Origin of the sequence: Plantactinospora mayteni, assembly GCF_016862935.1 — a bacterium.
In the GTDB taxonomy this organism is placed as follows: Bacteria; Actinomycetota; Actinomycetes; order Mycobacteriales; family Micromonosporaceae; genus Plantactinospora; species Plantactinospora mayteni.
In genome coordinates, this window is the sequence record NZ_BONX01000007.1 from 34,463 (window position 1) to 53,958 (window position 19,496).

A 19,496-nucleotide genomic window follows, 5' to 3' on the forward strand; every position below is an offset into this window, starting at 1 on the left:
GGATCTGCCCCCTGTCGAGAATGAAGTCATGAACATACCCCCCCGGCCTAGCCGCCCCCAAAGAAGATCAATAAGTATCCGGCCGCCCCCTGGAAGCGCACCCCGAGTGCCGCCAGCGGGCGATAACGTGATTGCAACGGTCGGGATCGCCCAGGAACTCGCCTCATGGTCGGGTCGACTCTCTGACACGGCAGATCGCCGCGAGGGCGACCTGGCCACCGACTGTCATTGAGCTCGTAGCGTCCCCCGGGCACTGGTGCTCTGAGGACTGAATGACGGCTACCGGGCGCGTGCATCCAATCCGAGCAGCAGTGCCCTGTTTGTCTGAGTCCAGATTGGCCAGTTTGGCTAGGGCGTCGCGCCGTCTTCCTTTGTCAGCACACGGACTCGACGTGGTTGGCGATGCTGCCCGCGTTCTGGCCACGATTTCTCCCCGACAGAGACAAAGTGATCTTCCAGCAAGAACGCCGGCCGCACGCCCCCCGCGCGCGGACAGATGAGCGCCCGCCAGTGCGCCGACTCTGTCCGCACAGGGTTGGCGCCTCGCTTACGTGAATCTACGTGAATCACTCTCGCTCCGAGTGAAGCAAGATCACGCTGTGTTGTCAACTATTGTTCGCACCGTGGTTGCGATGGAACAATAGTCCAGAGCCGAGAGGGAGGGCCGCCGTGGCGACCACCACCGGGCAGCAGGAAACCTTTGCCGACAGACTGAACCGGCTCTTCGCGAGCGTGGTGCCCGCAGGGCGGGGCCCCTACACGGAGGCTGAGGTAGCCGCTGCGCTCGCCTCCGCTGATGATGCACGGACGATTTCGAGCCGATACGTGCACATGCTACGAACGGGGCAACGCGATAACCCCTCCATGAAGGTCATGGACGGGCTTGCCCGCTTTTTCGGCGTGCCGCCTGGGTACTTCTTCGATGATCAAACCGCCCTGCAGGTCACCAGCGATCTTGAGCGGTTGGCGCAGATCAAAGAGCTGAACGAGGTTCAGCAGGCACTCAAGGATCCAAGGGTTAACGAGATCGTCCGTGCTGTCGGATGTCTCTCGCCTGCGTCTCTGGAGCTGGTCGCAGGAATCATTGACCACCTGATCGCCATCGAGCGCTCCGCGACCGGTCCTCACCGCGCCTCAGCTCCTGCCGGAGTAGGCAACAGTCCACCGTAGACCCTGCGTCGGCCGGCCTCGTCCTCGAAGCAGATCCAGGCTCTGCGGGCCGCCGCTAACCTCTTACCGACGGCCACCGCCGACGGTGCCAACTGGCCATCGCCTCGGGGTCACGTTCGATCGCCCGGCGGGTCGGGACCTGCTGGCTGTAGCCGAGTCGGTGCAACAGGTACGACACCCCGCGCAGGGTGTAGGAGACCTCGAAACGGCGCTCGATCACCTCGGCCACCCGGGCCAGGGTCCAACGGGCGTCGGACCAGCCGAGGGCAAGCGGACCCTCGTCGAGCAACCGCGCGAGTTGTTTCTGCTGCTCATCGGAGAGTTTGCAGTCCGAGCCGCCTGGCCCGGCCGACGCCAGTGCGTCCGCGCCCCCAGATGCCCATCGACGGCGCCACTCACGGGACAGATTTCTCAGAAACCCGCAGCTCGGAAGCGATCTGCGTGGTCGGTTTGGACGCTTCGAACATGCTCGCGGCCTGCATCCGAACCGTCTCACGCTTGGCCCGGGCTGCCGCGTTCATGCCACCACCAGCCGGATACCTCATCTCCCTGGCCTACCCAGAACATCGACCTCGATCACATAGGCACACCACAGGACGTCAGCCTTTCAACCTCTGTAGTCACCGTTGGTGTGACCTCGCCAGCGGCCGTTGTCGGTGATTTCGTTCTGTTCGGCACCGACGATGTGGAGAACCCCGGGGAGGACTACGAACTGAGCGAGAGCGTGGTTGTGGCACACGATCGTGGCACCGGCCGGCAGGTGTGGAACGCCGGCGCGGGCTCGTGCCCAGTTGTCGTCGATGACCTCTGCCTCGCCATCGACGCCCCGGGTCTGCGCGCGGTGGAGCTATCCGAGCGGAGCGAGCTGTGGCGCAGAGTGGACGACTTCGGTGTGCTCACCGCACCGCCAGCCATCTACGACGACATGGTGTTCTTCACCGAGGGCTTCGAAGCTCAGCGCAACAACGGTGGACTCAACGCCCTGGAATTGCTCGACGGCGCGCGACGGTGGGGATTCAACCAGGACGACGTCGACGACGATCAGTGGGAGAACTGGGAGCCACCGGCGCCGTTTCACCCAGTCGTCTGCAACGGTCTGGTCTGGGTATCCCGCGCCTGCCGTGAGTACTGTGCTGTCATCGGTTTCGACACCGCCACCGGTCAGGAACGCTGGCGATATCAACTTGACGGCGCCCCAGGCGGATCCGCCGCGATCAGCAACGGGACGTTGTTCATCGAGGAACGCAACGAGGGCGCTGGACACCTGCTCGCGATCAACATCGCCACCCGCGAGCCGATCTGGCGCACGCCGGTACCGACCCTATGCGGATCTCCAGTACTCGCCGGTGGTCTGGTCCACGTCGCTGCCGAAACCGGCAAGGTTCTCACCCTCGACGCCATCACGGGCGCCATGCGGTGGAGCTTCGACAGCGGCGAACCGATCAACCCCGAGGCCGATGATTACCGGGAAGTCGATTCCCCACTCACAATCAGTGACAATTCGCTCTACCTACGCACGTCCAGGGCGATCCACGCACTTGGCTGACCACCCTCGCTCATCCACGACCACCGAAACCACCGACGCCGACACACCAGCCGGCAAACTCGACACTCTTCATCCGTCCACAAGTCTTGACAATTTCTCAGTTGGCTCGGGACGATTCCGTACGCCCCAAACCCCACCTCGCTGGGGTGTTTTCCGATCAGGCGGTCGAGCGCACCGGAGTCTCTTGGCGATCCGCTCGGCGGAGCCCTTGCGGGACTACAGGGGAAGTCGATCACTCCGCGGGCGTCGAGTACGTCGACGTCAAGGCGAGGCGTGGAAGACAGGGTTCGTTCGGCGACGCGCAGAGGCCCACCCGCGAGCGTCTATGCCTGGTGTCGTCGGGCGCTGTCGCCTTCGTCATCACCCAAGCCCAAAACCCTGTCGACCATGGCCGGGTCGAGAGTCGGAAACAGGACCTGGTAGGGCAGTACCGTGCCTTCTGGCTGAAGCGGTTGGACGACTGCATCTTCGCGAGAGGCGACATCGCGCACCGTAACCCACCGACCAGGCGGTGCCACAACCTGCCCATCCTGGCGACGCAGACGGGCCCGTTGCAGACTGAGCCCCCACAGGCGCAGCCGTGGGCTGCGTCGACGTGTCGGGTAGTTCATCGGCGATCCTCTCCAGGATGGCCTGCCCGGCCAGCCAGACAGGCTGTCGATTCAGATGCAAGATCCCCCGCGTCTCAACTGCCAGTTGAACCAGAGCAGACCTTGCGCAACTCTACGCCCTCACGTTGCCCTCTCGGCACCCCCTTTCGCGACAGTATCCATCGACTGGGCGTTTTTGCCGTTTTGCCCGGATCCCATTCAGTGACCAAAGCTGAGGCCGCCATTGATCAAGCAATCCGGGAGCAGCACCTCCTCCATGCCATTCCAGTCGCCAAGGGGCACCACAGATCGACACATCATCCGTGGTCAATGCTGCTGCGGATGTGCCGCCGTGGAGCCCGCCACTACCCGACTCTCCGCAGAAAGCTCGCCGTCGCCGCAGACCCGATCACCATCCGTTGCTCCAGCACTCTTGACGGTCACGGGGACGTAGTTGATGCTGGGCGTACTGCAATCAACTGAGCCCGTCGCCGCGGCTATTGATCAACGCCGACAGTGGTGAGCCAAGAGCAGATCGAGGAGTCGTGTGGTCGCCAACGAGGGCCCCGACAACATCATCGCGCGCCGACTGGACCGCCTCTTCAGCACGGTGACCGACGCCGATGGACGCCTCTACAGTCTGCAGGCCGTCTCGACCGCATTGCGCGATCGGTACGGCATCGACCGCAGCCCGCAATACATTCAGATGCTGCGCACCGGCATCCGCGCCAACCCAACAGTCAACGTGCTGCACGCACTTGCTGACTTCTTCGGCGTGCCGACCAGCTATCTGCTCGCCGACGACGACGAGGTACGAAGCATCGACGAGCAGCTCGAACTACTCGTGCAGCTGCGACGACATGGGGTCACCCGGATCGCAATGAGGGCAGCCCCGCTGTCCGAGGCTTCGAGGCGGTTCATCCTGCAGGCAATCGACACGGCACGGAGGGCCGAAGGGCTCCCGGCGCCTGACAACGAGGTGGCAGGGGAGGAATAGTGAGGAACAAGGTCCATCTGCGGCGGCGGTGCGAACGAATTATTGAGCGCATCCCGCTCCCACAGCCGTTCGACGTGGACGCGCTTCGGCTCGCCCTGGCAAAGCACCGCGCGCGACCCTTGAACTTTCACGCCCTGCCCCAGCCAACCACCCCCGGGCTCCCCAGTGGCATGTGGCTCGCCACCGACCAGGAGGACCACATCTTCTACGACGGCCAAACCAGCCCGCTCCATCAGCGCCACATCATATTTCATGAGATCGGTCATATCCTGTTCGACCACAATGACCGAATACTCCTGGACAATGCCGTGTTGCACTCCTCTGCCAACTCACTTGACCCAGACATCGTTAAGCGTTTTTCTTCTCGCACGTGCTACTCCACACGAGAAGAGCAAGAGGCCGAAATGACGGCCACACTTCTGCTGGAGAAGGTTGGCAGCCACTCCACTTCATCACCCTCGAACGGCGTCCTGGCCAATCTGGAGCGCGCACTCGGCTATCGGGGCCGCCGCTAAGGAGTCCGCGCATGATGACCCTCATCAAGGAGGCCGGTCTCATCTGCCTGTGGGTGGCCACCGTGCTGCTGATCGCGCCCGCAGTACGTAATCGCCAGCGGCGAGTCCTGTGGGTGGTCCTCGCCCTCGTCGCCGCAGAGATCACACTCTACCGGCCCGAAACCCAGGCCCCGCTGTACGACATGATCAACGGACACGTGGTCTTCATCGGCGTCCATCTGGTCAGCGTGGTCGAGGCCACTGGCGTGCTGTACCTGCTCACGGCGATGACCAAACGGCCCCGCTACCGTCTGCTGGCCATCGGGTCAGGCGTCGCTGTGGCCGCCACGATGATCGCCATATACGCCAGTGCGGAGCCGGCCGCCCCGACGGTCGACGTCCCCCCGGAGGTGCCGCTGTCCTACTGGCATCTCCTGTCGATCTTCCACACGCTCGCGCACCTCGCCGCCCTGCCACTGTGCGCGTATGCCGCCCGGCGGGCCCACACTGCGATGCGACTGAGCCTGGTTGCGCTGGGCGTAGGCATGCTGCTGCTATGTATCCCGTGGGCGCTCAACCTCGGCTGGCTGCTAACCGGTGAGACGGCGTGGCTCGACCCCATCGGACCCATCGACGCCGTAACGGGGCTGTCTTTCGCCGTGGCTGCGGCGCCTCCGCTGCTGGTATCCCTACACCATGGTTTGACCTACCGCACCGCCATGCGCCGGCTCGAACCGCTGTGGCGTGACCTCGTCGCCGCCGTACCCGATGTCGTGTTCAGCCCGGCGTCGACGGGTGTGGCCATGCCCGGACGAGCAAGGTTCGGGCTCTACCGTCGCATCGTCGAGATCCGGGACGCCCTACTGGTGCTGCGCAGTTACGTCACCGAGCGAGCCCTGCAGGTGGCCGACCGGCACGTGCGGGCCAGCGGCCTGACCGGAACGCAGGCACAGGCTGCGGTCATGGCCTGCTGGCTAACGGCGGCAAAGGCCGCCAAGGACAGCGGCGAGCAACCCCAGGCACAGATTCACAACCTTGCCGGGCCGACCGGCGATGACCTCGACGACGAAGTCGGCCATCTGCTGCAGGTGGCGCAGCTATACGGCTCACCTCTCGTACGGGACTACCTGCGCGAGTTGCAACCCACATCCCGATAACCCCGACGTACCAGTAGCGGAAGGAAGCTCGTGGCTTTCATCCAGATCATCGACTACCGCACCGACCGCCCCGACGATGTCGACCAGGTGCTCACCGACTGGATCAACGCAACAACGGGAATTCGCACAGCCCGCCGCACCCGGGTATGCCGCGACCGCCATGATCCCACCCACTACATGGAGATCATTGAATTCGACTCTGTCGAGGATGCTGCCATCAACTCCAACCTGCCGCAGACGCAGGCCACGCATGAAGCGTTCGTCCCGCTGTGCACCGACGGCCCACGGTTCATCGACCTCGACGTCCTGCGGGACGAACAGTTGTAGCCCTTCATCGAAGGTGTTACCAGGCAACTCCATGCGTGGCGGACGCGTCTTCCTATTCCCCGGGTAGGCGCGTCCGCCACGCTCTCCTTGTTACAGGATGGATGTCGAATCAGAAGTCAACGACTCCGGATCCGCCGCCGTGCGGGTGGCATCCACGTTCCCTCCACGCGGATTCGGATGTCAGGTGTTGTCGATCCTGATCCGGTCTTTCCAGCAGGCCATCGAGATCTGTGCCTTGTAGCTGCCGTAAAGGCCGCCGATTCGCCTGGTCATGTGCCCCCCCGATGGGGTTCTCCCGCTGGCAACGGTCACGCCGGTGCCGGTGTCCCACACCTTCCAGCGCGTATCACGGCAGCCCCAGTAGGTGACGTCGATGTAGCGCCCACTGGGGTGTGCCGAGATTGTGCCGGTGGTGCAGCCACGAGTACCCAGAGACCAGAACGGCGCGCTACATTCGGCGCTGGCGGCCTGGGCTGGAGTGCCGGTGGCGATGAGAGCGCCGCTGAGTGTGATGAGGAGCGCGGCTGCGCTCGCGAGGATCCTTTTGCGCATGTTGTTTCCCCCCTTCATGCGATTCCTGTTTCTTCTCGCTGTCGTTTGGTGTGTGGGCGCGTACCGACCACCTCCTTCCGCAGTCGTTGCTGGTCCGCCTGATGGCGGAGATCAGGTGCGCTGGCTTGAGCGCGGTTTGGTGACAAGGAGCGTTCGGTGCGACCGGAAGGCCAGATTGGGCTTGAACCGCGACTGGTGGCCGGGAGCGAGTCGGAGCTCGGGCATCGCCTCGGCGAGTCGCACCAGGGCGACCCGGGCTTCCAGTCGGGCCAGGGCGGCGCCGATGCAGAAATGTGGCCCGTACCCGAAGGAGAGGTGGCCCCGGCGTGCGGTACGCGCCGGGTTGAAGCGGTCCGGATCGGCGAAGGCAGCTGGATCCCGGTTGGCCGCCCCGATTAGCAACAGGCACCGGGCGCCGGCCGGGATGGTCACCCCGCCGATGGTCACCGGCAGGCGGGTGACCCGTAGCCAACCGTCGATCGCCGGCCCGAACCGCAGCACCTCATCTAGATAGGCCGGTACCTCGTCGGGGTTGGCGGCGATGCGCGCCCAGCGTCCTGGCTCGGACAACGCCCGGTCCAGGCCGTGCGCGAGTAGCCCGGCGGTGGTCTCGTGCCCGGCCACGAGGAGGTTGAACGCCATGCTCGCCACCTCGGCGGTGCTCAGCACGGTGTTGTCGCCAGCGCGGTGGCGCAGTGCCCGGCTGACGAAGTCGTCGCCGGTAGCGCCCTCGGCGGTCCGCCGCGCAACGAGCGCCTGGCAGTAGTGCCAGAAGTCCAGTAGTCCCTGGGCCAGGCGGACCTGCTCGGACGGATCGGGCTGGCCCCAGATCAACGCGATCTGCTCGTCGGCCCAGCTCCGGATGCGCGGCACGTCCCGCTCTGGCACGCCGAGGATGTCCACCACCACCAGCAGTGGCAGCAGCGTGGCGAACTCCGGCATCAGATCGACCGTCCCGCCCGGTCGGTCGGCGATCCGGGCTACCAGCTCCGCCACGCGACGGTGCACGATCGGGCCGTACTCGTCGGCCACCCGGGGAGCGGTGTTGGCGAAGATGGCCCGCAGCGCCCCCCGGGTCCGGACGTGTACCGGTGAATCCGCCGCCGCCGTGGTCGGCGGCACGTCCAGGCGCGCGACGACGGCCAGCGCCTCCGGGCACATCTCGTAGACCGGGGCCAGGGTGAGCGCGCTGCTGAAAGCCTCCGCGTTCGCGAATGCCCGGCGCACGTGCTCGTGCCGGCTGATCAACCACAGGCCGAGATCGTCGGCGAAGTGCACGTCCGCCGGGGCGTGCAGCAGCTCGCGCCAGACGACGCCCGGGTCGGTTAGATAGGTGCCGGTAAAAGGCCGTAACTGCATGCTGGGTCTCCGCTGGAAGTGATTGTTGAGGGCGAATGACATCCGCCGCTTAAAGACGGAAACCGATGAGCTCTATTGGCCCGACTTCGGCGCCGCCTACGTTGAGGAACGTAGCGGGAAAGGCCGGCTACGACTAGGTGCCGCCGTGTTACGCGCAATCAGCCTCGACGCTTTCGATCAGGGCAAACGGTAAGCACGACGCGGCACCATGCGGCACATGCCGAAACATCTAGGCACCAGCCGGCATCTAGCCATCGGCATACGGGGCGGGGCAGATTGCGAAGGGTGAGACCTGCGAGACGCACGATGGGGTCGAAAGTGATCTCTGTGAGGGGGACCGTGCGCGCGGGAATCGCAGCCGTGTCGGGTGTCTGCTCCCGACACCCGACACGGCTCATATCTCGCTTGATGCGGCAGAGGAATGACGAGTTCCGGAGGTGGCTGTTGTGGCCGAAAACGGTGACGTGTCCGACGAGCTCCGGTCGTCCCTCGACGTCTGCGGTTCGGTCGACGACGCCAGTTCGGGTGATCAGACAAGCCACGTCGAGGGAGGGCTGCCGATGCCGCCGGTGCCGAGGCGCTTCCGATCCGATGGTGCCGATGTGCTGTGGTTGCGCGCCGCGTGGCTTAGCCCGCCGTGCGCCGTAGTCGGCGTCGGGTCAGCCGACGGTGGCGTTGGTCGTTCGGCCATTACCGCAGCTGTGGGCGGGGTCTTGGCGCTCGCCTGTCCCGATCCCGTTATAGCCATCGACGCCACCGGTCGTAACTGGGGCGGACTCGGGGTCCGGGTCTCCACCGTCGCGCGCAGCGTTTGGGATGCCGTGGACAACGCAGACTCCCTCATCGACAGGCAGTCCGTTGAGCGATTCGTGCAGCAGGGCCCCACTGGTCTACACGCGCTGGCGGCGGAGAATGCGGCGGCCGGGGGCGCGCGACGTGCCCCGATGCTGCACGAAACGTATGCCCTGGTCGAGCGGATCCGCCAGGTCTACTCGATCGCCCTTCTCGATCTTCCACAAGTCGAGGTCCGCGGTATGTGGTCCCCGTTCGTGGGTTGCACCGTTCCCGTCCTCGTGTCTCGGGCGACGCGCGAAAGCGTCCAACACACACTCCGCCTGCTGACACAGCTCCGTCAGGTCTCCAGCGCGTTAGCCGACGAGGTCATCCTCACCCTGGTCGCTGGTAGACCGCACAACCCGCGAGAGCTGCGGTTCGCCGAGCAACAAGCCACCGACGCCGTGCATGGCGTCGTCACCGTGCCCTGGGACCCCGTACTGGCAAGGCCCGAACCAATCGATGTACGGCAGCTCGGCGCGGCAGCTCGCCGGGCGGTAGTCAACTTGGCCGCCGAGATCGTGACCAGATGCCCATCCGTTCGGGGGGTTACAGGCACAGAGAAAAAGGTCCAGATGTCGGGCACGTCGGCGCTAGAGGCTTGAGCAGACAAGGAGACCGGGCAATGTCGTACCTCGTAGATAACGACGGCACGTCCTCCGCCAGTCGTGGTCAGGATGTGCTCCAGGAGTTGACGCACCAACGGCGGCGGTCTCCTCTCACGGTTGTCGCTCTGGTGGCGGCAATCGCGATCGGCTCCGTACTCGCCACCGCGATCCTCTACTGGCCGGCAGACCGCCGAGAGGGGTCGCCGCTGGTGGAAACCTCCGACCTGCAACCGGATCCCGGTGCGGCGGGGATCTCGGTCTCGCCCGGCTCGACCCGTGGCACCTACAGGGCCGTGGACCGGCCCTGTGCGGCAGTGGGGTGGGCTCCGATCGCGGCGGAGGTCGGCAGGTTGGGCACCGACTCTCAAGAGAGCAGCACCTCGTCGGGCTCCGTGGCGACGATGAGATGCAGTGTCGCCCTCGGCGAAGGCGGGAACCACGGTGTGGCGATGGCCGAGATAACGATCTTTGAGAACAGCAGCGCCGAAGACGTATACGAGAATCTCCGGCGCGCACATTCCGAGGAGGTTGTCCTGACGCCGGTGGCTGGACTCGGCACCGCCGCCTACGCCTACGTCGAGAAGGCTGATGGGCCAGCGGTGGCGACGTATGACGGAAACCTCTATCTGAGGCTCGTCTGGGTGTCACTGCAACGGCAGATGCCGCCCGTAGATAGTGGTATCACGCGAGCGCTCGCGGAGGTTGCTCGCCAAACGCTGGATTACCTCCGCGTCTGAATAGGTGTGCCGATGAGATCAGCGGGACCAGGTCGTACTCGGGTGCACATAACCGATTGCGCCGTAGGGCGGAAAGGGCGCTACCTCGTCGGCGCTCATGAAATGCAATGCGTCCTCGCCGTGCTTCGCGTGGGAGCCGAGGGGGAGTCGCGGGGTGTCAACAAGTGTCACCTGTCGCTTGCTGGTGCCCCGCCGCATGATCGGGGACAAGACCTGAGAGGGTGTTTTCGATAGGTGTCAGTCGGGCCAGTCGAAGGTGCGCGGGGGAAAGTTGTGATAGACGTCGATGTTTACTTAGAAATTTCTGATCTTTTCCGCTTCCGCTACGACCCGGCCGTGCTCAGCGCCATCGCCGAGCGGCCATACCGCTTCCGAGAGCTGGTCAGCCGGTTGGAACGCCAGACCGACGGCAGACACGTAGACGACAACGCCGTCGGCCGCAGCCTCCGGCGCCTCGCCAACGACAACCACGTCCGCAAGTCCAAGATGCGCGACGGCGACCGCCTAGTCCCGGTCTATGCCATCACCGACGAGGGCCGGCTACAGGTCCGCCTCTACCAAGCGGTCATCGACGTCTATCGTCGTATCCAACGGGATGACGACGCCGGCTGACACGAACCCCGACAGTCACTGCCAGCGTGTACGTGCACACGTGACAGTAGCGGCGAACCGACATTCCGAGGTACGAACAGAAGCGGCGCTGGAGGGCACATGAACCGCACCACCCGCACGATCACCCTGACCGCCCTGCTCGCCGTCGCAGCTACACTGACGGCCTGCACCGACCCCGAAGAACCGCCCATCACCCTGCCCAGCGCCACCAGCTCATCATCTGCGCCGAGCCCAACCGCCAGCGTCACATCAACGACCACACCACAACAGCAGATCCTCGACGTGTACCTCGGCATGCAGCGCGCGTTCCTCAAAGCCAGTGAGACTGCGAACCCAGACGATCCCGAGCTACCCCGATACACCGCAGGAACAGCGCTGAAGCGGCTTCGGGATGGCCTGACGTCGATGCGGCAGCAAGGTCTGAGGGGTCGAGGCGAGGCGATCTTCCAGCCAAAGGTCGAATCATTCCAGCCTGCCGACGCACCGACCAAGGCGCGGGTGCGCGACTGCATGGACACCAGCAGGACCCAGCGATACAAGGCAAACGGCGACCCCTACAAGGACACCCCCGGTGGTCTCCGACTCGTCATCGCCGACCTGGAACGCGTTGACGGTGCCTGGAAGGTCACAGGATTGGGGGTGCACGAGGTGGGATCATGCAAGCTCGAAAGCTCCTAACCGCCGCCGTCGCAGCCATCGTGATGGTCCTCATTCCATCCGCGGCCTATGCGGACGGGTACGGCGATGTCAACTGCGCCCTAACTCCGAACGACCCACAATGCCAAGTCGTAGTCATCGATCCAGGCAGTGGTGGCAGCGACGGCGGAGGGTCGCTGACCTGCAAGCTCGGCGGCGAAGTCGTTCCCTGCTACTCCGAAGCGTGGGGTTGGCTCGGCAGCGACGGATGCTACTACGGCAAGGACAGCGGCGGCTTCCTGTCCGAGTATTGGTACATCAGGCTGTGCTACGACCCAGCGAGCGGCAACATGAACTTCGAGGGCACTGTCTTTCTGGACGACCCGCCGCTCACCCTGGCCATCCTCGCTCAGCGAGCCGTGTCGCAGCTCACCATGCCCAGACCCGTCATCGCCTCGAACCCCAGTCTGGACGACCCTCAGGTGGTACATGTGCCGGTGTGGTGGTGGGTCCAGCCCGGACTCTGGAGGACCCACACGGCCACCGCGTCACTGCCGGGCATCAGCATCACCGCGAGGGCGGAACCGACAAAGATCACCTGGTACGCCGGAGACGGCAGCTCCACCGTGTGCCCCGGCCCCGGCACCCCCTGGACCGGGAGCGCGTCACCGCTGTCGAAGTCGGACTGCGGCCACACCTACACGACCACGTCGCGGGAGGCGCCCAGTGGCAAGTTCACCCTCCGTGCCGTCGTCACTTGGCGCATAACGTGGGCCGGTGGCGGCTTCAGCGGCACCGAGCCGGCCGCGACGACCGCTGACCAGGCCACCATCGAAGTGACTGAGTTCCTGCCAGTCATTACGGGCTAACTGGAAACCCCGCCACCTTCACGCCCCGAAAGTAGCTCGCCGAGCGGAAACGCTGGGCGAGCTACTTGTCACATTAATCGCCGCACAGTAGTGGTCAACACCCAAAGTTGGGACCGTGAAACTTCAAGCTTGAGGCGGTGAGCTGAAGAGCAAACTAAAGATCATTATCGAATGAATGCCCGCCACGCTCTGTGCTTGGCGGGCATCTCTCGTTCGGTACAGCGGGGCCGCCACCACAAGGTCTTGGATCTGCTGAAAGCAGGCGCTTAGTCGCCTCGAAGAACGCGGGGATTCGCGTGGCGCATTAGTCGTTTTCGCTCCCCGGTCACGCCGCCTGCCCGTCGTGTGCGGTGAGTCTTCCCAGTCCGGCCGAGAACAACCATCCACTGGAGGAATCTTTAGTGTTCTGTTTTGCAGAGAAGAGATTGGCGTGAGTCGTAAGCGACGCAGCCCGTGTTGCCGCGAAGTGAGTCGACTGCCGCGCCTACCAAAGAAAGGGGAGCTGCGCGATGGGCGCGAGCCTAAAATGCCGTGCGCAGACAACTTCAACTAAATGGGGGAATGCTTATGCCAGAATTTCAACCGGATTTTCCGGATCAGCCCGTCCCGGACTACAATTACGATGGCGATTCGGGAACCACGGATACGGCATCGCTGGGCGAACTACGCGTGATCGTTCCGCCGGACCCACCGGAATTCGGACCGGCCGCTGCGCTCGCCCTCCTACGCCTTCTTGTCGCGGTACACCGTCAACGCAAGGAAATTCCCAACGACCCCATGGAGGAAACATGACCATAGACGCGGAACGCCTGGGGCGTAACCTCGCGAAGCTCAGCTTCGACGCACCGAAGCTGAGCTTCGCCTTCTATGGCCGTGTGTCCACCGAGGACAACCAGGACCCAGAGTCGTCGCGGGGCTGGCAAGTTCAGTTGGCCACCAACCTGATCGCGCCGCGCGGTGGCGTGATCGTCGAACAGTTCTTCGACATCGGACACACCCGGGCACTGCCGTGGCAACGCCGACCCGAAGCGGCCCGTCTACTGGCCGCACTGCGTAACCCGCAGCGTGGCTTCACCGCCGTAGTGATCGGCGAGCCGCACCGTGCCTTCTACGGCAACCAGTTCGGCCTCACCGTGCCACTGTTCATCCACTACGGCCTCCAACTATGGGTGCCCGAGGTCGGCGGACCGTTCGACCCTGACAACGAAGCCCACGAGTTGATCATGTCGGTCTTCGGCGGGATGAGCAAGGGCGAACGCAACCGCGTCAAGGTTCGGGTACGTACTGCCATGGCTTCCCAAACGGTGCTGGAAGGCCGTTACCTCGGTGGTCGGCCGCCGTACGGCTACATGCTCAAGGACCTCGGCCCGCACCCGAACCCTGCCAAGGCGGCCGAGGGCAAGCGCCTGCACGGGCTGACCCCGGACCCGCAGACCGCACCCGTCGTGCGGCGGATCTTCGCCATGTACCTGGCTGGCTATGGCCTGTTCGCCATCGCGGAGGCGCTCACCCGCGACGATATCCCGTGCCCGTCCGCGCATGATCGGGCCCGCAACCGCCACCGTGACGGGCTGGCATGGTCCAAGACCGCGATCCGGGTGATCTTGACGAACCCTCGGTACACCGGCCGGCAGGTCTGGAACAAACAGCGCACCGACGAGGTGCTGCTCGATGTTGACGATGTCGCCCTCGGTCACATCGCGGTCATGAGGTGGAACGGCCGCGATCAGTGGCTGGTCTCCAAGGACATCGTTCATGATCCGCTGGTCGACGAGGCGGACTTCGAGCGTGTCCAGCAGTTGATGACCAGGCGGGCTCGTACGGCTACCGCGCCGAAGCGGGCGCACCGATCCCGCCACCCGTACGTCTTCAAGAGCCTGGTCTCGTGTGGCGTTTGCGGGCGGAAGATGCAGGGTCAGCACTCCCACGGCGTCGCCTACTACCGATGCCGATTCCCGCAGGAGTACGCACTTGCGAACAAGGTCGACCACCCGCGCAACGTGATCATGCGTGAGGAGGCGTTGATCACTCCGTTGGACACCTGGCTGGTCCAGGAGTTCGGACCACTGCAGCGCCGCCACACCATCGCCAAACTCCTCGACCAACTCGCCCTCGATACACCCGCCGTGGCTTCGGCAACGCCGGTGGGACCGACGGTGGCCGACTGTGACGCGAAGCTGGCCCGCTACCGGGCGGCCCTGGAAGCGGGGGCGGACCCAGCCGTGGTCGCCGGATGGATCGCCGAAACCCAGGCCGAACGGCAGCTCGCCGAGCAACAGGAGCGGGCAGTAACCGCAGTCGGGGTTCCAGACACCACCGGACACCTCACCGAAGAAGAGATCATCGCCATCGTCGAGGAACTCGGCGACCTCGTCACCGCTGTGCGAGACGCCGAACCCGAACACAAGATGGAGGTGTACCGCAGCCTCGGGCTGCGTCTGACCTACGACCCAGACACGAAAACGGTGCGGGCAGATGTGGATCTTGCCACGCACCGTTGGGATTCGGTTCGTGTCCGAGGGGGGACTTGAACCCCCACGCCCTATACGGGCACTAGCACCTCAAGCTAGCGCGTCTGCCATTCCGCCACCCGGACCTGCAATACGTCGCCGTACCGACGGCCAAGGCGATGATCTCGCTTGTTGGCCGCTCGTGGCGCCGCACGGGGGACAACTGTACACGGCGCCGGTGGATCACGCACGGCGGCATACCCCGCGCCATCCGGGGACGCTCTACCCGCAGAATCGGCACCATGACGATCTCCCGCCAGCAACCCTAACGGCCTCCATGTGACTCCGGGTTACCATCACGTCACGATCGTCTGGCGGGGCGTACCGCCTATCTGGCGGGCAGTGTCCGCTTGACGCCGGAGGTGTTCTGGTCGGTCCGGGCGACTTCGGTGCACAGGTGGATCAGGTCGTCGCGAACACCGTGATCGCGCTCGGCTCGGCGGGTGCTGGCCCGGAACACGTGGTCCGTACGGTGATCTATGTCGTCAGCGCGGACCGGGACGTGCTTGCCGAGGTCTGGCGACGTTTCCGGGCCTCCCCGCTCGCCCCGGCGTTCACCACCGCCAGCACGCTGCTCGGGGTGGCCCAGCTCGGCTTTCCTGGCCAGTTGGTCGAACTCGACGTCACCGCCGCCCTGCCGGCGTGACCCGCCCCGGTCGGCACGACCATCCCGAGCTGGAATCCCTTCGGTGCGGATGGGGTGACCCTACCGGAACGCCCTTTAACCCATCGGGAAAATAGGATTTACTGAACCCTGAACCCTGAACCCTGAACCCTGAACCCTGAACCCTGGCAGGCTGGCACCGCCGACCCCTCCCAAACGGCCGTGCCCGGCGTCAGACAGGACCACAATGGACGGCCGGCCGACATCGGCCACCGGGACGAGGGCGCCGGGATACGGCGCCGGGTGGAGGAGCACGTGAGCGAGATCGTCGTCATCTCCGGCAACCCGCGACCCGGGTCGCGTACTCGAGGGCTCGCCACCTCGGTGGCCGAGGAGGTAGCCCGGCGGGAGAGCGCCGGACCGCCGATCGTCCTCGACCTGGCGGAGTACGGGCCGGCCCTGCTGGTACCAGACGATCCAGGGGTGGCCGATGGCGTGGCCACGGCGCGGGCGGCTCAGATCCTGGTGGTCGCCACGCCGACCTACAAGGGCAGCTACACCGGGGTGCTGAAGGTCTTCCTCGACCACCTGCCGCACCAGGGGCTGGCCGGAGTGGTCGCGGTCCCGGTTACCGTCGGTGCCACCCCGACCCAGGCCGCCCAGTCGGAGCGACACCTGCGGGGCCTGCTCGTCGAACTCGGCGCCGAGGTGCGACCCGGCCTGGCGGTGCCGGAGTCCAGCCTCGGCGACCCGGACCTGGCCGCCGGTTACGTCGCCACACTGCCCGTCCGAGCCTGACGTACGGGCCCACCAGGCCCGGCTCTGGCCCGGCGTCTGCGAGACCGCGGAATCACCACTGTCGCCAGTCGGGTACGCCGACCAGGTGCGGCCGGAGCCCCGGCCCCAGCCGGCGGCCGAGGAGGTCGTCGGTCCGGCACCCCGACCCAGGCAGGCTGCTGTCGTCGGTCCGGCACACCGACTCGGGCGGGTGGTCACTGGTCCCGCGCGCCGGTCCGCAGGCGCGGACAGCCGACGCCGGTGCGGCCACGCCAATCCGCGTCGCCCTCCGGGCGCGGCCCCGACCGGCACGCGATGGCCACCGAGCGCCACGGGGGCCACCGAGCGCCACAGGGGCCACGGAGGCCGCCGACCGGTCAGGTGCCGGCGTCGCCGTCCTGGTCCGGGCGTACGCCGAGTCGGTCGAGAAGGTGCCGGCGCAACGGTCCGAAGCCGGGGTGGTCGGGGGCACGGGGTCGGCTCAGCGGCACCGGTGCGTCCTCCACGATGCGTCCGTCGTCGAGTACGAGGGTGCGGTCGGCCAGCAGCAGTGCCTCGTCCACGTCGTGCGTGACCAGCAGGGCGGCGAACCCGTGCTCGGCGTGCAGCCGACCGAACAGGGTCTGCATCTTCAGCCGGGTGAGTGCGTCCAGGGCGCCGAACGGCTCGTCGAGCAGCATCAGCGCCGGCTCACGGACCAGTGCTCTCGCGAAGGCGACCCGCTGGGCCTGCCCGCCGGAGAGTTCGGCCGGCCACGCCCGGCCCCGCTCGGCGAGCCCGACCTCGGCGAGCGCGGCGGCGACCCGCTGCCGTACCCCGGCGCCCGGCACGCCGAGTGAGACGTTGTCGGCCACCCGTTTCCAGGGCAGCAACCGGTGCTCCTGGAAGACCACCGCCTGGCTGCCCGTCCGGGTGATCTCACCGGTTGCCTCGGGGTCGAGCCCGGCCAGGATGCGCAGCAGGGTGCTCTTGCCGGAGCCGCTGCCGCCGAGCAGCGCCACCACCTCGCCCGGCGCGATGGCGAGGTCGACGCCGTCGAGTACGACGGTCTCGCCGAACGCCCGGCGCACCCCGTGCGCGGTGACGACCGGCCGGGTGGCGGTGCTCAGACCGCCTGGAGTCCGCGTCGCCATGTCAGGGTCCTCCGTTCCGCCATCCGCAGCGCCAGGTCGGAGAGCAGGCCGAGCAGCGCGTAGACGAGCAGGCCGAGCAGGACCACATCGGTCTGGCTGAACTCGCGGGCCTCCATCATCAGGAAGCCGATCCCGGTCTGCGCGTTCACCTGCTCACCGACCACCAGACTCAGCCAGGCGGCGCCGAGGGCCAACCGTAGGCCGAGGAAGAGCGACGGCAGGGCACCCGGGAGTACGACGTGCCGGATCCGGGCCAGTTGGCCGAGTCCACAGGTACGGGCCGCCTCGACCAGGCGTTCGTCGATGTCCCTGATCCCGGCGTACGTGTTGAAGTAGATCGGGAAGAACGCACCGAGCGCCACCAGCGTGATCTTCAGCGACTCGCCGATGCCGACCCAGATGATCAGCAACGGCACCAGCCCGAGGTGCGGCAGCATCCGGGCCATCTGCACCGGCGGGTCGACCAGGTCGTCGCCGAGCCGGAGCAGACCGGCGATGGCGCCGAGCACCAGGGCCAGGGTGCCACCGATCGCCAGCCCGATGCCGGCCCGGGTCAGCGAGTCGAGCAGGTGTACGCCGAGCGTGCCGTCCCGGGCGAGCCGCCAACCGGTCTGGGCCACGGCGCTCGGCGCGGAAAGCTTCTCCGGAGGCAGGAGTCCGGTCTGGGACGCCGCCTGCCAGAGCAGCAGGAGCGCGACCGGGGTAACCGCCCGTCGCCAGCGCCGTACCGGCCGTCGGGGTGTGTGGCCAGACCGTCGGGTGGCCGCCGGGGCGGCGGGCGGTCGCGTGGGCTTCTCGACGAGAGTCTCCGTCACCGGAACACCTCGCCGAACCGGTCGTCCACAAGGGAGGCGATGTCGACCGGTTCGGGGATCAGCTCCAGCTTGGTGAAGCCGTCCGCGATCGCCTGTAGCTCGGCGCCGATCTCGGGGGTCACCGGGGCGAGCGGCCTGGCGCTGCGGGCCAGTGCCCGGGCGGTGGTCGGCTCGTCGATCTTCAGCTCGGGCGCCAGGATCTTCGTCCGCTGCTCCGGGTTGGCGATGCCCCAGTCGGTGACGCTCCGGTACGTCTCCAGGAACCTCCGGATCTGCTCGGGCTTGCGCTCCAACGCCTCGGGCGAGACGAGGACGTACTCCCGGTTGCTGGCCAGCCCGGTGGCGTCGGCCAGGATCTTCACCCCGGGCTGCTCGGCCAGCGCGAAGTACGGGTCCCAGATGATCCACGCGTCGACCTGGTCGTTGTCGAACGCCGGACGCGCCTCGGCCGGCTTGAGGTACTTGACGTTGATGTCGGCGAGCGTCATCTGGTGCGCTTCCAGGAGCTTCACCAGCAGCCAGTTGACGTTCGACCCCTTGTTCAGGGCCACCGTCTTCCCCTTCAGGTCGGCGAAGCTGCGGAAGCCCCTGGCCTCCTTGACCAACACCGCCTCGCCCTGCGGCACCGGCTCCGACGTACCGATGATCCGGAACTTGATTTTGCCGGCCGCGGCGAAGACCGGCGGCGCCTCGCCGACCTGGCCGATGTCGATCGCGCCCGCCTTGAGCGCCTCGGTCAGCGCCGGTCCACTCTCGAACAGCGACCATTTCGCGTCCGGGGCCTCGCCGCGGGCCTTCACCAGGCTCAGCCCGCCGAACCGCTGGTAGCCGACGAGCAACTCGCCGGAGTCCGCGCCGGCGCTGTCGTCGCCGCATCCGGCGATCGCCCCGATCCCCGCCAGGACCACGGCGAGCAGGCCGGCGAGGCGGATATGTCGTCGCCGGCCGGAACGGATCGGCCCGGTCGGCCGGCGGCGACCACCCTCGGCGGACCGGCCACCACCGTCCAGGGGTTGGCAAACGGCGTCGTCGGGTCGGCAAACGGCGTCGTCGGATCGGCGAGCGGCGTCGTCGGGTCGGCGACGGCGGGGAGGGCTGAGGGTGTGGTGGGACATCGGGATGCTCCTGAAGGGGATGGGATCCGGCTACCGGCGCCGCACCGACCTCGG

The 19,496-nt window shown here is 66.3% G+C and carries 21 protein-coding genes and 1 tRNA gene; 15 read left to right on the forward strand and 7 right to left on the reverse strand.

The window, feature by feature from the left end; translation table 11 throughout:
* Positions 1-669 precede the first annotated feature (669 nt).
* Positions 670-1,170, forward strand: a complete 501-nt coding sequence (locus Pma05_RS05850) for a helix-turn-helix domain-containing protein (RefSeq protein ID WP_203856267.1) — start codon at positions 670-672, stop codon at positions 1,168-1,170.
* 55 nt (positions 1,171-1,225) lie between these two features.
* On the opposite strand, the gene Pma05_RS05855 is transcribed toward Pma05_RS05850, so the two are convergent.
* The gene (locus Pma05_RS05855) at positions 1,226-1,666 is read right to left on the reverse strand and encodes a winged helix-turn-helix domain-containing protein (RefSeq protein WP_239311749.1); all 441 of its coding nucleotides are present in this window, start codon (positions 1,664-1,666) and stop codon (positions 1,226-1,228) included.
* Between the two features lie 135 nt (positions 1,667-1,801).
* Between Pma05_RS05855 and Pma05_RS05860 the strand changes: the two genes are divergently transcribed.
* From Pma05_RS05860 to Pma05_RS05880, 5 genes are all read left to right on the forward strand, one after another.
* Positions 1,802-2,716, forward strand: a complete 915-nt coding sequence (locus Pma05_RS05860; RefSeq protein ID WP_203856268.1) for an outer membrane protein assembly factor BamB family protein — start codon at positions 1,802-1,804, stop codon at positions 2,714-2,716.
* Positions 2,717-3,853: 1,137 nt separating this feature from the next.
* A complete protein-coding gene (locus Pma05_RS05865) occupies positions 3,854-4,303 on the forward strand; it encodes a helix-turn-helix domain-containing protein (protein ID WP_203856269.1) in 450 nt (149 codons plus the stop codon).
* A complete protein-coding gene (locus Pma05_RS05870; protein ID WP_203856270.1) occupies positions 4,303-4,818 on the forward strand; it encodes an ImmA/IrrE family metallo-endopeptidase in 516 nt (171 codons plus the stop codon). Before Pma05_RS05865 ends, Pma05_RS05870 begins: the two co-directional genes overlap by 1 nt.
* Positions 4,819-4,829: 11 nt before the next feature.
* On the forward strand, positions 4,830-5,954 hold the full coding sequence (locus Pma05_RS05875) for an MAB_1171c family putative transporter (RefSeq protein ID WP_203856271.1): 1,125 nt from the start codon (positions 4,830-4,832) through the stop codon (positions 5,952-5,954).
* A gap of 30 nt (positions 5,955-5,984) precedes the next feature.
* Positions 5,985-6,281: a hypothetical protein gene (locus tag Pma05_RS05880; protein ID WP_203856272.1), complete on the forward strand. Its 297-nt coding sequence runs from the start codon at positions 5,985-5,987 to the stop codon at positions 6,279-6,281.
* Positions 6,282-6,461: 180 nt separating this feature from the next.
* Here the strand turns inward: Pma05_RS05880 and Pma05_RS05885 are convergent, their stop codons facing one another.
* Together Pma05_RS05885 and Pma05_RS05890 are read right to left on the reverse strand one after the other, a co-directional pair.
* Entirely contained in the window at positions 6,462-6,851 is a 390-nt protein-coding gene (locus tag Pma05_RS05885) for a hypothetical protein (RefSeq protein WP_203856273.1), read from the reverse strand.
* A gap of 93 nt (positions 6,852-6,944) precedes the next feature.
* Positions 6,945-8,192, reverse strand: a complete 1,248-nt coding sequence (locus tag Pma05_RS05890; RefSeq protein ID WP_203856274.1) for a cytochrome P450 — start codon at positions 8,190-8,192, stop codon at positions 6,945-6,947.
* Positions 8,193-8,629: 437 nt separating this feature from the next.
* Between Pma05_RS05890 and Pma05_RS05895 the strand changes: the two genes are divergently transcribed.
* The 7 genes from Pma05_RS05895 to Pma05_RS05930 all read left to right on the forward strand — a co-directional run bounded on the left by Pma05_RS05895 (position 8,630) and on the right by Pma05_RS05930 (position 15,019).
* Complete coding sequence (locus Pma05_RS05895; protein ID WP_203856275.1) at positions 8,630-9,631, forward strand: P-loop NTPase family protein; 1,002 nt, start codon at positions 8,630-8,632, stop codon at positions 9,629-9,631.
* A gap of 20 nt (positions 9,632-9,651) precedes the next feature.
* Positions 9,652-10,371, forward strand: coding sequence for a hypothetical protein (locus Pma05_RS05900; RefSeq protein ID WP_203856276.1), 720 nt, complete (start codon positions 9,652-9,654; stop codon positions 10,369-10,371).
* Between the two features lie 273 nt (positions 10,372-10,644).
* Positions 10,645-10,983, forward strand: a complete 339-nt coding sequence (locus Pma05_RS05905) for a helix-turn-helix transcriptional regulator (RefSeq protein WP_203856277.1) — start codon at positions 10,645-10,647, stop codon at positions 10,981-10,983.
* Between the two features lie 99 nt (positions 10,984-11,082).
* Positions 11,083-11,661 (forward strand): hypothetical protein, encoded by a 579-nt coding sequence (locus Pma05_RS05910; RefSeq protein WP_203856558.1) that lies wholly within the window; start codon positions 11,083-11,085, stop codon positions 11,659-11,661.
* On the forward strand, positions 11,640-12,488 hold the full coding sequence (locus Pma05_RS42320) for a hypothetical protein (RefSeq protein ID WP_239311753.1): 849 nt from the start codon (positions 11,640-11,642) through the stop codon (positions 12,486-12,488). The genes Pma05_RS05910 and Pma05_RS42320 overlap by 22 nt, the downstream gene beginning before the upstream one ends.
* 531 nt (positions 12,489-13,019) lie before the next feature.
* On the forward strand, positions 13,020-13,280 hold the full coding sequence (locus tag Pma05_RS05925) for a hypothetical protein (RefSeq protein WP_203856278.1): 261 nt from the start codon (positions 13,020-13,022) through the stop codon (positions 13,278-13,280).
* Entirely contained in the window at positions 13,277-15,019 is a 1,743-nt protein-coding gene (locus Pma05_RS05930; RefSeq protein WP_203856279.1) for a recombinase family protein, read from the forward strand. The genes Pma05_RS05925 and Pma05_RS05930 overlap by 4 nt, the downstream gene beginning before the upstream one ends.
* Here the strand turns inward: Pma05_RS05930 and Pma05_RS05935 are convergent.
* Positions 15,001-15,084, reverse strand: a tRNA-Leu gene (locus Pma05_RS05935). The two genes, Pma05_RS05930 and Pma05_RS05935, sit on opposite strands and share 19 nt — an antisense overlap.
* Positions 15,085-15,365: 281 nt before the next feature.
* On the opposite strand from Pma05_RS05935, the gene Pma05_RS05940 reads away from it, so the two are divergent.
* Together Pma05_RS05940 and Pma05_RS05945 are read left to right on the forward strand one after the other, a co-directional pair.
* Positions 15,366-15,644, forward strand: a complete 279-nt coding sequence (locus Pma05_RS05940) for a RidA family protein (protein ID WP_239311841.1) — start codon at positions 15,366-15,368, stop codon at positions 15,642-15,644.
* Positions 15,645-15,917: 273 nt separating this feature from the next.
* A complete protein-coding gene (locus Pma05_RS05945; RefSeq protein WP_203856280.1) occupies positions 15,918-16,400 on the forward strand; it encodes an NADPH-dependent FMN reductase in 483 nt (160 codons plus the stop codon).
* Positions 16,401-16,756: 356 nt separating this feature from the next.
* Here Pma05_RS05945 and Pma05_RS05950 read toward each other — a convergent pair whose 3' ends face one another.
* Genes Pma05_RS05950 through Pma05_RS05960 form a run of 3 tightly spaced genes read right to left on the reverse strand, consistent with a single transcriptional unit; the run spans position 16,757 to position 19,442 of the window.
* Positions 16,757-17,512 carry an ABC transporter ATP-binding protein gene (locus Pma05_RS05950; protein ID WP_203856281.1) on the reverse strand — a complete coding sequence of 252 codons (756 nt, stop codon included), beginning with the start codon at positions 17,510-17,512 and terminating at the stop codon, positions 16,757-16,759.
* Positions 17,485-18,327, reverse strand: coding sequence for an ABC transporter permease (locus tag Pma05_RS05955; protein WP_203856282.1), 843 nt, complete (start codon positions 18,325-18,327; stop codon positions 17,485-17,487). Before Pma05_RS05955 ends, Pma05_RS05950 begins: the two co-directional genes overlap by 28 nt.
* Complete coding sequence (locus tag Pma05_RS05960) at positions 18,324-19,442, reverse strand: aliphatic sulfonate ABC transporter substrate-binding protein (protein ID WP_203856283.1); 1,119 nt, start codon at positions 19,440-19,442, stop codon at positions 18,324-18,326. The genes Pma05_RS05955 and Pma05_RS05960 overlap by 4 nt, the downstream gene beginning before the upstream one ends.
* Positions 19,443-19,496: the final 54 nt, after the last annotated feature.